The organism is Bacteroides sp. GD17 (assembly GCF_038448625.1).
Taxonomy (GTDB): domain Bacteria; phylum Bacteroidota; class Bacteroidia; order Bacteroidales; family Bacteroidaceae; genus Bacteroides.
Genome location: NZ_JBCEZS010000016.1, coordinates 35,708 through 50,123 on the forward strand (window position 1 = coordinate 35,708; position 14,416 = coordinate 50,123).

At 50.3% G+C, this 14,416-nt stretch carries 14 protein-coding genes; 4 read left to right on the forward strand and 10 right to left on the reverse strand.

Annotated elements, in window-relative coordinates; genetic code table 11:
- The first annotated feature begins 57 nt into the window (after positions 1-57).
- The 3 genes from glsA to gadC all read left to right on the forward strand — a co-directional run bounded on the left by glsA (position 58) and on the right by gadC (position 3,579).
- Positions 58-1,026, forward strand: a complete 969-nt coding sequence (glsA, locus tag AAE250_RS19810) for a glutaminase A (RefSeq protein ID WP_294603595.1) — start codon at positions 58-60, stop codon at positions 1,024-1,026.
- Positions 1,027-1,137: 111 nt separating this feature from the next.
- Positions 1,138-1,878 carry a potassium channel family protein gene (locus AAE250_RS19815; protein WP_294603598.1) on the forward strand — a complete coding sequence of 247 codons (741 nt, stop codon included), beginning with the start codon at positions 1,138-1,140 and terminating at the stop codon, positions 1,876-1,878.
- A gap of 102 nt (positions 1,879-1,980) precedes the next feature.
- Complete coding sequence (gene gadC / locus AAE250_RS19820) at positions 1,981-3,579, forward strand: putative glutamine/gamma-aminobutyrate antiporter GadC (protein ID WP_294603601.1); 1,599 nt, start codon at positions 1,981-1,983, stop codon at positions 3,577-3,579.
- A 281-nt stretch (positions 3,580-3,860) separates the two neighbouring features.
- Here gadC and AAE250_RS19825 read toward each other — a convergent pair whose 3' ends face one another.
- The 9 genes from AAE250_RS19825 to AAE250_RS19865 all read right to left on the reverse strand — a co-directional run bounded on the left by AAE250_RS19825 (position 3,861) and on the right by AAE250_RS19865 (position 10,914).
- Positions 3,861-4,796: an NAD(P)H-dependent flavin oxidoreductase gene (locus AAE250_RS19825; protein WP_342289416.1), complete on the reverse strand. Its 936-nt coding sequence runs from the start codon at positions 4,794-4,796 to the stop codon at positions 3,861-3,863.
- Positions 4,797-4,972: 176 nt separating this feature from the next.
- Positions 4,973-5,656, reverse strand: a complete 684-nt coding sequence (locus AAE250_RS19830) for a DUF4858 domain-containing protein (RefSeq protein ID WP_342289318.1) — start codon at positions 5,654-5,656, stop codon at positions 4,973-4,975.
- Between the two features lie 4 nt (positions 5,657-5,660).
- Positions 5,661-6,218, reverse strand: coding sequence for a DUF4943 family protein (locus AAE250_RS19835; RefSeq protein WP_342289319.1), 558 nt, complete (start codon positions 6,216-6,218; stop codon positions 5,661-5,663).
- 18 nt (positions 6,219-6,236) lie between these two features.
- Positions 6,237-7,382, reverse strand: coding sequence for an outer membrane beta-barrel protein (locus AAE250_RS19840; protein ID WP_342289320.1), 1,146 nt, complete (start codon positions 7,380-7,382; stop codon positions 6,237-6,239).
- A complete protein-coding gene (locus AAE250_RS19845; protein WP_342289321.1) occupies positions 7,369-7,920 on the reverse strand; it encodes an RNA polymerase sigma factor in 552 nt (183 codons plus the stop codon). The genes AAE250_RS19840 and AAE250_RS19845 overlap by 14 nt, the downstream gene beginning before the upstream one ends.
- Before the next feature lie 108 nt (positions 7,921-8,028).
- Positions 8,029-8,733 (reverse strand): hypothetical protein, encoded by a 705-nt coding sequence (locus tag AAE250_RS19850; protein WP_342289322.1) that lies wholly within the window; start codon positions 8,731-8,733, stop codon positions 8,029-8,031.
- 6 nt (positions 8,734-8,739) lie between these two features.
- On the reverse strand, positions 8,740-9,450 hold the full coding sequence (locus tag AAE250_RS19855) for a hypothetical protein (RefSeq protein ID WP_342289323.1): 711 nt from the start codon (positions 9,448-9,450) through the stop codon (positions 8,740-8,742).
- A 230-nt stretch (positions 9,451-9,680) separates the two neighbouring features.
- On the reverse strand, positions 9,681-10,529 hold the full coding sequence (gene nadC, locus AAE250_RS19860; protein WP_342289324.1) for a carboxylating nicotinate-nucleotide diphosphorylase: 849 nt from the start codon (positions 10,527-10,529) through the stop codon (positions 9,681-9,683).
- Positions 10,522-10,914 carry a DUF4783 domain-containing protein gene (locus tag AAE250_RS19865; protein WP_342289325.1) on the reverse strand — a complete coding sequence of 131 codons (393 nt, stop codon included), beginning with the start codon at positions 10,912-10,914 and terminating at the stop codon, positions 10,522-10,524. Before AAE250_RS19865 ends, nadC begins: the two co-directional genes overlap by 8 nt.
- 94 nt (positions 10,915-11,008) lie before the next feature.
- Here AAE250_RS19865 and rlmH point away from each other — a divergent pair, with 94 nt between their 5' ends.
- Complete coding sequence (gene rlmH / locus AAE250_RS19870; protein WP_342289326.1) at positions 11,009-11,482, forward strand: 23S rRNA (pseudouridine(1915)-N(3))-methyltransferase RlmH; 474 nt, start codon at positions 11,009-11,011, stop codon at positions 11,480-11,482.
- Between the two features lie 11 nt (positions 11,483-11,493).
- On the opposite strand, the gene AAE250_RS19875 is transcribed toward rlmH, so the two are convergent.
- A complete protein-coding gene (locus tag AAE250_RS19875) occupies positions 11,494-14,391 on the reverse strand; it encodes a bifunctional fucokinase/fucose-1-phosphate guanylyltransferase (protein WP_342289327.1) in 2,898 nt (965 codons plus the stop codon).
- Positions 14,392-14,416 lie beyond the last annotated feature (25 nt).

Sequence of the window (14,416 nt, forward strand, 5' to 3'; positions counted from 1 at the left end):
TAAGGTGACAGAGTGATATCACCTTAACACCCTATCACTTTAACACCTTATAATGATATGGATAAGAAAATATCAATTTCTCAAATCAAAGAAGTAGCCCAGAAAGCCTACAACGAGGTGAAGGGCAACACCGGCGGAAAGAATGCCGACTATATCCCCTATCTTGCCAATATTGATTCTAAACTGTTCGGCCTCAGCATCTGCCTGATGGACGGAAAGACCATCAATATCGGCGATACGGACTACCGTTTCGGCATCGAGTCGGTATCGAAAGTGCATACTGCCATCCTCATCCTGCGCCAATACGGTGCACAGAAAGTGCTGGATATGATTGGTGCCGACGCCACAGGTCTGCCGTTCAACTCCATCATCGCCATCTTGCTGGAGAACGATCATCCCTCTACACCGCTGGTAAACGCAGGCGCCATATCTGCTTGCTCCATGGTGCAGCCGGTGGGACAGAGCGACAAGAAATGGGAAGCCATTGTGCAGAACATCACCGAGCTGTGCGGTTCCGCCCCGCAGCTCATCGACGAACTGTACAAGTCGGAAACGGCCACTAACTTCAACAACCGCTCCATTGCCTGGTTGCTGAAGAACTACGGCCGCATCTACGACGACCCGGATATGGCACTCGACCTTTACACCCGTCAATGCTCCCTCGGCATCACCGCCCAGCAGCTAGGTATCGCCGCCGGAACCATTGCCAACAACGGTGTGAACCCCGTCACCCATCAGACTGTATTCGAAGCCAGCCTGGCGCCTAAGATCACTTCCATGATCTCTACCGTAGGCTTCTACGAGCATTCGGGCGACTGGATGTATACCGCCGGCATACCTGCCAAGAGCGGTGTGGGCGGCGGCGTGATGGCAGTATTGCCCGGCGTAATGGGTGTATCGGCTTTCGCACCTCCTTTGGACGAAGCCGGTAACTCCGTGAAGGCGCAACAGGCCATCAAGTACATCATGAACAAGCTCGGACTGGGCGTGTTCAACGGTGACCGTGTGACGATTACAACAGACTAAGCTTTTTATCTGTTATGAGTTATAAAGTTATGAGTTATTCGTTGATTTGCAGTGCGTACAAATAAATAACTCATAACTTTATAACTCATAACTTTATAACAGGACATCATTATGAAAATGGCTCTATCAGAATTTGTATTGCGAGAGAAAGGCATTTATGGCATCTTGCATGTCATCATCCTGCTGCTTTCGCTATTTCTGGTCATCAGTATCTCGGTCGACACATTCGAGGGAATTCCTTTCTACGAGCAGTCGGTCTACATGAAAGTGCAGTTGTGGATATGTGCGCTGTTCCTGGCAGATTTTGTGCTGGAATGGTTTCTGGCAGAAAACAAGGGACGCTACGTGGCCACGCACTTCATCTTCCTGCTGGTGGCTATCCCCTATCAAAACATCATTGCCTACATGGGATGGACCTTCTCGCCCGAAGTGACCTACATGCTGCGCTTCATCCCGTTGGTGCGGGGTGGATATGCCATGGCTATCGTGGTGGGTTGGCTGACGTATAACCGTGCATCGGGCCTGTTCGTCTCCTATCTGACGATGCTGCTGGCGACAGTCTACTTCGCAAGCCTGGCCTTCTACGTGACGGAGCACGATGTGAATGCTTTGGTAAAAGGATACGGGGATGCACTGTGGTGGGCATTTATGGATGTAACGACGGTAGGGTCCAATATCATAGCGGTCACCGTCACGGGACGTGTGCTGTCCGTGCTGCTGGCAGCGCTGGGCATGATGATGTTTCCTATTTTCACAGTGTACGTAACGAGCCTGGTGCAACGACGCAACAAGGAGAAAGAGGATTTCTACAAGAAAATGGCGCAGAAGCAAGACAAAGCTACTGATGCGTAACTGTTAAAACCCTAACTTTCCTTTATGGGCGGGAAACAACTCCGCCGGGGTGTTGTTATAGACGCTGATTTAAAGAATATTTTTCACTTAAAACCTTAACTTATGGCAAATATTAAACAAACAGTGAAGCTGGGCGTGTTTACGCTGGCTATCATGAATGTAACGGCCGTTGTATCCCTGCGCGGACTACCGGCCGAGGCCGTATACGGAATGAGTTCGGCCTTCTACTATCTATTTGCAGCTATTGTTTTCCTGATACCGACGTCACTCGTCGCTGCGGAACTGGCTGCCATGTTCCAGGACAAGCAAGGTGGTGTGTTCCGCTGGGTAGGCGAAGCCTACGGCAAGAAGTGGGGATTCCTCGCCATCTGGGTACAGTGGATCGAGAGTACCATCTGGTACCCCACGGTACTGACGTTCGGCGCCGTGTCCATCGCCTTCATCGGCATGAACGACGTGCACGACATGTCGCTGGCAAACAACAAGTATTATACGCTTGTCGTGGTGCTTATCATCTACTGGCTGGCTACATTCATTTCGATGAAAGGTATGAGCTGGGTAGGCAAGGTTGCCAAAGTGGGTGGTATGGTCGGAACCATCATTCCGGCCGGGTTGCTGATTATCCTCGGCATCATTTACCTGGCCACCGGAGGACACTCCAATATGGACTTCCACAGCAGCTTCTTCCCGGACTTCACCAACTTCGACAATGTGGTGCTTGCCGCAAGTATCTTCCTCTTCTACGCTGGTATGGAGATGGGTGGTATCCACGTGAAGGACGTTGAGAATCCGTCGCGCAACTATCCGAAGGCGGTATTTATCGGTGCACTGATTACGGTAATCATCTTCGTGCTGGGTACGTTCTCACTGGGTGTCATCATCCCGGCCAAGGACATCAGCTTGACGCAGAGTTTGCTGGTAGGGTTCGATAATTATTTCCGCTATATCCATGCTTCCTGGCTGTCGCCGATCATTGCCATCGCTTTGGCATTCGGTGTGTTGGCAGGGGTACTGACGTGGGTTGCCGGTCCGTCCAAGGGTATCTTTGCCGTAGGTAAAGCCGGTTACATGCCTCCGTTCTTCCAGAAGACGAACAAGCTGGGTGTACAGAAGAACATTCTGTATGTACAAGGAATTGCAGTGACAGTACTGAGTCTGCTGTTCGTAGTAATGCCTTCGGTACAGAGTTTCTACCAGATCCTGTCGCAGCTGACGGTGATTCTTTACCTTATTATGTATATGTTGATGTTCTCAGGAGCCATCGCACTGCGCTATAAGATGAAGAAGCTGAACCGTCCGTTCCGTATTGGTAAGGGTGGCAACGGATTGATGTGGATCATCGGCGGACTTGGTTTCTGCGGTTCACTGCTGGCATTTGTGCTGAGCTTTATTCCGCCCAGCCAGATTTCAACGGGTAGTAATACGGTATGGTTCTCGGTGCTTATCATCGGTGCGCTCATCGTGGTAATCGCTCCGTTCGTGATCTATGCTTCGAAGAAACCGTCATGGGTAGATCCGAACAGTAGCTTCGAACCGTTCCATTGGGAAGAACAGCCTGCGGTACAAGTAGCCGGAAAGACTGCAACGGCAACGGTGAGTGCCAATGCTACTGCAAGTACAGTAAGCAATGCTGCTACAACCCATGTTACTGTTGGTAATGGAGATGTAACAAAGGGGACAGATACGCCTCCCAAAGAATAAAAGAGTATAAATGACTAAATTTAAAAAGGAATATTCCCGATGCATTCGGGGATATTCCTTTTTTATTGTATAAATGGGAATTTACGGAGTATCTCAAATTCCTCCGCCTGAAAGGGGAGGTGCCCGTAGGGCGGAGGGGTTTCACATCCGAAGGGACTTGCACAAAGTTACTTTCTATTTATGTAAGACCCCTCCGCCCGCAAGCGGGCACCTCCCCTTTCAGGCGGAGGAGTTTGAGATACACTTGTTATCACACGACGCTAAATTATCATTTAGACTTCTTATAGCCTTTCCAGCGCCCTTCTATACTCTTCTGTCAGTTCCAGCATCACTGCCGCTACGGATTGTATTCCTTTTCCGTTCAGCAACGCCGACGCCTGTCCTATCTCCAATTCTCCTTCTTCAAGGTCACCTTCAAGAATGCCCCGTTTGGCACGACCACGCCCCAAGAGCGTACGAAGTTCCTCTTCCGTAGCCCCTACCGCCTCGGCAGCCTCTACCGCATCGCGGAAATTATTACGTACCAGCCGCACCGGAGCAAGTTTTTTGAGTAGCAACTTTGTATCTCCCTCTTCCAAATGCAGGCAATACTCCTTGAATACTTCACTGGCCGAACTTTCTGCCGTCAACGCAAAACGCGTACCGATCTGCACCCCTTCCGCTCCCAGCGCACGGGCGGCAACAATCGCCGCACCCGTTGCAATACCTCCGGCAGCAATCAGCGGAAGCGTGGTAGCCGTGCGGACGGCAGGTATCAGGCACATCGTCGTGGTCTCTTCACGTCCGTTGTGTCCGCCGGCCTCAAAACCTTCGGCTACAATGGCATCTACGCCCGCCTCCTCTGCCTTCATGGCAAAACGCGAAGACGAAACGACATGCACCACCGTGATGCCCCGCTCCTTCAGCCAGCCTGTCCATTTCTTCGGACTACCGGCAGAGGTAAACACGATCTTCACCCCTTCGTCCACTACCATCTGCATGATTTCGTCTATCTGAGGGTACATCAACGGGATGTTGACACCAAAGGGCTGGCTGGTTGCAGCACGGCATTTACGGATATGCTCCTGCAACGTCTCCGGATGCATGGAGCCTGCGCCCAGCAGCCCCAAGCCACCTGCATTGCTTACGGCGGAAGCAAGCCGCCAACCACTACACCACACCATACCACCTTGAATGATCGGGTACTTTATTCCGAAAAGAGAAGTAATTCTATTCATCATCGTTGTTTCGTTTAAGGATTATTTTTAGACAGAAGAACAAAAGAGCAAAAAGAGAGACATAAATCAGATAATCTGCATAGAAAATATGTTCTTTTGTTCTTCTGTCTAATAGAAACAATGAGTAATCGAAAAGTGTTCGGAATTACTTCCGGTAACGCTTCAATGAAAGTGTATCATTTTGTGATAACCCGCACCGGCTCCTTTATCTGCACCGTCGTCGAGTCTCCATACGCCTTCAGCACTTCCAGCGTGCGGGCGCGACGCTTGCGACCTTTCACATTCCAGAAGTCGCGGGTAAAGGGTGTCATAAGATCCAACCCCTTGATTCCGCCGCCGCTTGCACCCTGCCAGCTGCCCACCGCCATATTGTTGGCACGGTCCGTCACCCGATAGCGCAAGCCGGTAGCCTCAATCTGTTCCACCGTTTCTCGCGGTCCGACATCAAACGGATGCTTCGCCCAGTTCGTGGGAATCATCAATATCTTCAACGCATAGAACTCGTCGCCGCGCCACGTATCCTTATCCACCTTGATTTTCTTCTGATACACCGGATCCCAGTTGTACTTCGTGTTCGCCGTGTAGGGACGCAATGTCAGCACCACCTTCTTCTCCGGTACCTTCGGCATCAGAGGCATGGAGTTATTGAAATCCATCCACGACTTGTCCGTTGCCGCTTTCGGAGCACCCAGGAAGTTGTTCATTTCCAATTCCTTCAATGCATCCGGATTCAGTTTCACCTCCCCTGTTCCTTTCAGTACCTGCTGCAACCGCAGTGAGTCCTGAGATGTCCAGTTTTGGGCACAGAGAGGGAGGGCTACTGCACTGAGCAGCGCCAAAAAGAGTATAAACAGTTTCATAGAATCACCACCACATATATCCACTTCCGCAAAGTGGTTCGTCATAACACGGGTCAATGGTCCACATCGTGCGCGGATACTTACGGCTCTCCCACCAGCGGCGGTAACGGGCGGCTGCGTCCAGCACATCCTCGTCCGAAAGGAAGTAGATGCCTTCGTAGTTCTCGGCATCAGCACGTACCATCTTGCACCCCATCGAAGCATTGTGTCCCAGGCGGATAGTCTCCACCGTCCACAAGATACACTCACCCAAACGAAGCTTGCCACCTGCCGAATAGGACACCGGAGCCAGCGGGAAAGAAGGTATCACCGTCAAGTCCTCGGCATACTTCAGCAGTTCGCCGATGTCTTCGGAAGTGAACTTAGGCACGTTACTCAACCCATCCGGACTTTGAGCAGAGTATTTGCCGGCTTTCAGCTGCTTGACAAATAGGTCTACGTCCGGATGGTTGTAGTCCAACGTTTCTTCGCTACAAGAGACCAAAGAGAGAACAGAGAGAGTAAAGAATACGAGCAGCATAGTCCGCCCGAATATATGTAATTTATCAGATAAAGTCTTCATCTTCGTATCGTATTAAGGTTAATAAGTTACGCGCACACCACACAAAAGATTCAGATTTGTAGGGCGCTCCGTACGCAACGTCCTCGTCTTAGAATCCGTATCGAAGTGATGAGAAACAGACGGCTCGGCAAACAAGGCAACGCGGTCGTTCATCTTATACCGCACTCCCACACCAGCCGCTACGGACAGTTGCACCGGTTCGGCACTGAAACCATTATCCGGTGCACCGGCAATGCACTTCTCCGCCGTTCCGCCTGCCATGGCATAGAAATCGACTTTAGAAGAACTTGCCAGCATCATATCCAGCCTGACGGGGATGCCCAACGTATGCAGGGTTGCATTATCGGCATCCAGACGATTGTATTGCACGCCTGCTTCCAGAGAGAAACGGTCGTTCAGACGGCGCTCCACACTCAGTCCCGCCGTCAGCGGCATGTGGTAGTCACCTTTCGGCAAAGAAGATCCCATAGCTGCTTTCACAGCCCAGTTGCGCGACTTCCACGCCGACGCAGTCTTGGCTGCCGATGCCTCGCCGACAGAAGAAGCGGAATTTGCATCGGAACCTGTCCCTGCATGGTCGGCTGTGGAACGATAAGTACCATTCTGGGCCGAATTATTGTAATGACCGTTACCCGCTTGCTGGCTGTTGCCATACACCCGCTGAGTAATCGTGATAGAGACATGGACGGAAACCGATTCGTCGTCATCTTCCGTTTGCGCGGTCAGTCCGGCAGGAATACCACTTGCGGGTTGCTTCGCGCCGGGCTTCTGTGCCGTAGGGTTCGCCTTATGGATAGAAGGAAAACTTTCCTGCACCACGTCCCCTTTCAGGCTGCCGTCCGGTGTCATGGTTGCCACCTGCGTGAAGGCTTCCTTTATCTCCTCCTTCGGAGAGAAGTACCAGAATGCGGCAGACGCTGCTCCCAGCACAAACACTACCGATGCAGCGGCAGCCACCCGGTAGAATCTCGGAGAAAGAGTAAGGCGTTTTCCGTTGACTGCGGAAGCGGACGGCAACGACGGTTCGGAAGCCTCCTCACCGGCCGGCACCATAGTCTGAGGCAGACTGCGTTGCAGTTCTTCCCAGAACCCCTCCCGCACGGTCATCTCTGCACCGGAGAGACGGTTGCGGAATATATCGGTTATTTTATCATTTTCTCTCATACTCAGTATATTCTTTAATTCTTTTTGCTAACAAATTCTTGGCACGATGCAGTTGCGAGGTCGACGAATGTTCCTTGATGTGGAGCAACTCGGCAATTTCCTTATGCGACTTCTCTTCAAACACATACAAGTTGAAAACGGTTCGGCATCCATCGGGAAGTTCTGCCACAAATGCCATCAGCACTTCCTCGGAAAGACGGCCGCCGGTCTCGGCAATGCTTGCTTCGTCCACCATATCGGGGAGTTGCTCCTCGTTCACCACCAGTTGGCTGAAGCGTTGCCGCTTGCGCAGGTAGTCGATGGACTGCGTCACCATCACCCTCGTCACCCAAGTGCTCAAGGCACACTCTCCACGAAAAGTAAAGTGGGTGAAGATTTTGATAAAACCATCGTGCAATACGTCATGGGCCGCATCGATGTCGCCCGTATAGCGGTAGCACACCGCCAGCATCTGCTTGGAATAAAGGGTATACAGTTCCCGACGTGCGGAATCTTTTCCTGCCCGGCAGCCCTCTATCAGTTCTATCTCATTTTCCAATGTCAGTGCTCGTTTTTACGGACGCCTCTTCGCGTCATTTGTTAGTTAGACGCAGCATTCCGAAAAATGCTGCTGAATTAATTCAAAAAAGAAGTTAAAGTATGGAGATTATTTATACTTGTCTTTCAATACCTTAATTTGCTTGTCAAGCATTTCATCCAGTTCATCAAACTCATCCCAATACAAGAAGCCGGGAACCATGATGACGAAGTTGATAAAATTATCATGTTTCAAAAGATAGGAGACTTCATCCTTAAAAGTACGGCCCTCACTCAAGACATTCTCTCTTCCCGCAGAAAAGGCAAGCCCCATCAGCACATCGTTCTTTATCTTATAATAATCACCCACATCCTTCTTTTTCCTTCCTAAATAAAAATAGACCTGCATCACATCCTGCAACATACGTTTCTCAGGGATATACTGCATTAATGAGGAACCTTTCAGCACATCCAATGCATCGGTTCTATAAGAGAAATCATCAAAATTATTAAAAAGCTTGCCATACTTCCATAAAGTATCTCCAGGTATTTTAGATACATCCATATTGTGGTCCGACAACACAGTGCTCATGTGTACGTCAATATCCAGCAACCGCTTTATTTTACGCAGTTCCTCCTTATTGTACTCCAGTTCTTCCGCTACCAGTTGCATCGTTGCGCGTACTTCCTTTTGGCGGCTATGCTCCGTTATTTTATCGCTTCCCCAAAAGGTAACGATAATACCTGCCGCTACGATGCTGAACTGACGGAAGTAGTCTCCCAACCTCCAGCCATGTACCGTAGCTTTTATTCTATCCCAAACGTTCTGTCCCATAATGTTTTATTCTAAATGATATTTTTCTTCAAGCATCTGTATCACCTTATCTATTCTTCTTCCCACATTTTCTACATAGTCGGGAGTGAAATACATCTGTGCAACCCTGACGAAGTTTCGTACCGATAAATTAGCAAGGTAAATATCCCATGCTCCATATCCTCCTTCATAGATCCGATGCATTTGTTCATCGGTCAAGGCCAAATTGAAAGGTGTCATAATCTGGTCTTTCATCTCATAATATGCATCCATAGTCAGCTTAAATCCATTCAGTACATCATAAACCTTAGTCAACTGCAACAGCAAATCTTTATCCGGGATTTTCTGCATCAACATAGAGCTTTTGAGTATATCCAATGCATTCTGGGTATAACTAAAACCACGAATATGTCCCAATACATTGGCATACTGCTTCAATGAATCTTCGGGTATAGTCCGTATCTTCAAGTCGTGCTCCGCCAATAAAGTGGAAAGAGCCTCATCCTCACTAAACTCCGCTACTATATCTTCATATTTCTCCCGATTGCTTTTCAGTTCATCCCTAATCAGCGACATGGTAGACCGTATATCCTTCTTTTCGGAATTCTGAGTAATCAGATCACTCCCCATAAAGGTAATCACCACACCAATCACCACCACAGCAATTTGCCGCACAAAGTCTCCGAGCCTCCAGCCTTTGACAATCGTTTTTACTTTGCTCCAATTTATATTTTTCATATCTTCCTAATGCATTATCTATCGCGTCGAAACGCATCATCTGTTTGCCCCAAACGCATGGTCTGTTTGCCTCGAACACATCATCTGTTTCGTCCGAACAGACCATCTGTTTCGCCGACGCAGATACTCCCCTGATTATTAAGCAGAAAGCCTTTCATAAGGATTGCAATATCATGGCAAACTTATGAGAGGCTTTCCTGTTATGCTGTAATGAAGGCTTGCGGCCTTTGTCAACATGCTTTAAAACTCATGTCCAGTCCCTTTACGGAATGGGTCAGAGCACCTACCGAGATAAAATCTACGCCACATTCGGCATAGTCGCGCAGCGTATCGAAGGTGATACCGCCGGAAGATTCAGTTTCGTAACGGTGGTCTACCATCTCAACAGCCTTCCGGGTCATTTCGGGTGTGAAGTTATCGAACATAATGCGGTCTATGCCACCCAGGTCGAGCACTTGCTGCAACTCGTCGAAGTTACGCACTTCGATTTCTATTTTGAGGTCTTTACCTTTCTCTTTGCAATACTCCTTGGCACGGTTGATGGCCTTGTCGATGCCGCCGGCAAAGTCCACATGATTGTCTTTCAGCAGAATCATGTCGAACAAGCCGATGCGATGGTTCACGCCGCCGCCTATCTTTACCGCCATCTTTTCGAGGATGCGCATGCCCGGAGTAGTCTTGCGGGTATCGAGCACATGGGTATTCGTGCCTTTCAGCTGCTCGGCATACTTGTGGGTCATGGTAGCAATGCCGCTCATGCGCTGCATGATGTTCAGCATCAGGCGCTCGGTTTGCAACAGAGACTGCACCTTGCCTTCCACAATCATAGCCACGTCACCCGGTTTCACTTCGGCACCGTCGTTGATGAACACCTCCACCTTCATAGTGGGGTCGAAGCGGCGGAACACCTCTTTGGCAACTTCGATACCGGCAAGGATACCGGCTTCTTTAATCAGGAGTTTGGACTTGCCCATCGCCGTGGCAGGGATGCACGAGAGGGTGGTATGGTCACCGTCGCCGATGTCCTCGGCAAAAGCCAGGTCAATCAACCTGTCTATCAATTCTTCTTCTTTATTCATTTGTCTTATCGATTCTTATTTGATGTATCACATATTGGTTCTGTACTTTTCTAAAGAAACAATTCACCCGAAAGTTTCCGTTCGCAGTCGTCAAGGTACCGACGATGAAACCTGATTCATCGCGCTTGCCCTGATGATTCACATTGAAATTGCCGACCTTGTGGTTGGAGAAGAAAGCAGCCATGGTTCCTTCCGCCGTCCGCTTGTCGGCATGGGTCGTTTTATTCTGAATAATCAGATCGACCTTGTCACCCAGATACTTGTTAAGTTCCTGAGAGTTCCCTTCCTTGAAGGCACTGATCACTCCTACCGGAGCGTCCTGAGCCGAGAGCGAGGACACCCAAATGAGGAGACCGGTCAACAACAAAACTACTCGTTTATTCATTTTCACAAGTATTAATGATAGGCAAAGGTAAGCATTTGTCGCAAAATACAATAAAAAAATGCTAATTTTGTGCGCTAATCAAAACGGAACCAGCATGAAAACGACTCTACTCGTCGTAGGACGAACTGTAGAACAACACTTTATAACGGCCATCAACGACTACGTGCAGCGCACCCGGCGCTATCTTTCGTTCGAGATGGAAGTCATTCCCGAACTGAAAAACACCAAGAGCCTCTCCATGGAAGTGCAGAAGGAGAAAGAAGGCGAACTGATACTGAAGGCACTCCAACCGGGCGATGTCATCGTGTTGCTGGACGAGGGTGGAAAAGAAATGCGCTCCATAGAGTTTGCCGACTATATGAAGCGCAAGATGAACACCGTGAACAAACGGCTGGTCTTTATCATCGGAGGCCCCTACGGATTTTCGCAGAAAGTATATGAAGCCGCCCACGAGAAAATGTCACTCTCCCGCATGACTTTTTCGCACCAGATGGTGCGCCTCATCTTTGTAGAACAACTCTACCGGGCGATGACGATACTGAATGGAGGGCCGTATCATCACGAATGAGTTATAACTTTTTAAGAGCGTGATACCTGAAATCCCTTATCCGACAAAGACATTTCCACAAACCGGGCCCTTGGGTTCGGTGCGTTCCGTGTCAGTATCTCACGAATGCGGAGTGCTGCCTGCGGGTCTTTCGCTACCATATACAAGTAGCCTCCGCCACCGGCTCCCGGCAATTTATATCCTAATGTATAGTCCTTTATCTGACGGATGATGTCCTCCACGGCGGGCGGATTCGTTCCGCAATCCAATGCTTTGTTCTGCATCCACGTTTTGCCTGTCAATGCACCGAAGCTCCGGAAATCGTTCCGTTGGATGGCTTCTGCCATATCGAGTGCATGGGCTTTCATTTCTTCGAGCAGACTCAGGTGCAGGGAAGAGTTGAGGAACATGGAGCGTACGATTTCGGCAAGGATTCCTTTTGCCGTACGGGTGATGCCGGTGTAGTACAGCAGATGGCAGTCCCGGTACTCGGGATGCGTAAACAGATGTTCGGGCAACCAGCGCACCAGCGGTTGCTGGGCAAAGCCGGTTTCTGTTTGCAGCAGTTTGATGCCTTGCAGTACACCGCCGTACTGGTCTTGCCAACCGCCACCGGTCGTCAGCAGTTGTTCCAGGGCAAGCGTGCGACGGCATATCTCGTTCTTATCCCACATCAGTCCGCAAAAGTCGCTCAACGAACCCAGCACGGTTGACGCCAATATGGAGCTTGTGCCCAAACCGGAACCGGCAGGTATGGCAGAGAGCAGCGTAAGTTCGATGCCCGTGCCGAAAGCCTCCAACTGCTTCTCCAACGAAGGATAGACCGTCTCGGAGAAAGCCGGAAGAAAGCCCGCCAACGCCAGCGCAGCTTTCGGAATGGAGAAGGGAGAACCTATCTTGCAGTAATCCTGCAACTCTTCGAATGTATTCACCACTTCCATAGCGCCCATATCGATGGAGCGCAACACGATGCGATGTTCGGCACAAGGCTTCACATATACCTGCAAAGGAGGCTGACCGTTCAGTTCGATGGCAATGTTCACTACACTTCCGCCGGCAAACAAGGAGTATGGAGGAGTGTCGGTCCATCCGCCCGCCATGTCTATGCGCACGGGGCTGCGTCCCCATACTATCTGGTCGCTATATATATTCAGGCGGGGAGTGCTTTTGTGTTCATACAAATCGGCAAGCAATCCTTCGCGCAACAGGCCAAAGGCGGCTTGTTCGTCTGTCTTGAAATCTTTTCCGTTCAGTTTCTCAATCTGTGCCCGCAGCATCCGGTTATGAATGCGCTGCATCAAGGGGGCATCGGCAGGCAGGACTTCGGGTTTGTCCAGCCCGAATTTATGGAACTCGCCGGCAACGTCTGTCAAGTCGAGCTGATAGAAGACGCTCTTTTCATGGTTGCGCGCCAGCACTTCCCAGTTTCCCCGGCAGAAGCGCTCCCGCTGTGCGTACAGCAAACGCAAGTCGGCCCGTGCGGAGATTTCATCGGCGGAGATTCGCCGGCTGTTCAGCCAGATCTCTTTTCCTTCGGCCAGGCCGGGTTCGGACACCATCCAGCGAAGCACTTTTCCCATCTGCCCCTCGTTCTCTACTATCGGAAAGATGGCGGCAGCCTGCATATCGTCCTTGCGTCCTGCAATATCCTCCGTTGTCAGTCCTCTTTCTTCCAACCAGACCCGGAAAGGTATTCCCTGGAACAATGTCTTTTCTTCGCGGATATCTCCCTTGAAAACGTCATCGAAACCATAAGGACGTACCGCCCGACGTTTGTCGTCAAGGGGTACTATATCGATACAGACTCCATCGGGAAGGGCCAACTGCCAGTCGTTCCGGGGCACACCCGTGATAATCTGCCGGGCGCCAAGAGTCCATGAGGCTCCTACAAAACTGTTCTCTATCCAAAGGCTGTCGTTCTTCGGGGTAAGGGAGACGCGTACTTCTGCATTCTGCACAAAGATGGCGGGATTAGGTTTCACCTTGCGGTGCATAATCTGCCGTTGGTCGTGGACCTTGTTCTGCAAGGTGACGGTCGAGGAGAGCAGTTCGCGACTCGTTCCGTAATGATAGAATTCGCCTCCGGGCAAGGGAAGTATGGCAACGGAAAGGCTGTTCAGTTCTTCATCTGCAATGCGCGGATGATTTCCCAAAGACAAGCCGAAGTCGGAGTATAAATCGTAATATTTGAGGTCTGAATACGGGATGTTCTTGTCCGAAGCACCGCCCTCTTTTTGCGAGCGCTTCATCAGCAGCTCCACTGCACGGTCGCTCAGCAGCCAGATGCCGATGTCCATAAGGAACAGATGGGACTTGGAGAGATTTTCCAATTCTTCCAAAGAAGGCTTTTGCAGCATAAAGTCCAGCGATTCCGGTTGCTTACGGTCCGAAACGAACACGCCGTGGTGCGTGGCCAGCACCGGGTCTACCCACAAACCGTAGCATACTACGTCTGCATCGGGTATTTCCTGCAGAGGTTTCTCGGCACGGATATATACATCGCCGCTGGCAATGAGCGTACGTAACTTCTCCGGCGCCCGCTCCATTATCTTTTCGTAAAGCGGCAGTTGAAGAGAGAGTAGATTCTGCCCCAGCTTTTGTCCCCGCGCCCAACGGAAGACCGGTATCGGCGTCAGTATCTTCCCCGAAGGTGCATACCCCGGCAGACGTCGGCTTTGCCCTCCGGCATGGAGCAGGATACGCTTTTCGGCCGGTAACATGGGGGTTGCGGCAGATAGAGCATGCTCTTCTTTGATAATTCTTGCTTCCCGGCTCCTCTGCCATTCCCGCAAGAGCCAGGTTGTTCCCCCACCCGATCCGAGTTTCATCCCTACCGGGTCCGAAGTACAGAACCATTCTGTACGGTCCACATCTTCCAGTTCATAGAATGCCGACACCAGGTTAGGCGGCAAAGACAATAGTTTCTGCATATCTTGATTACTGTATTGCTTTATA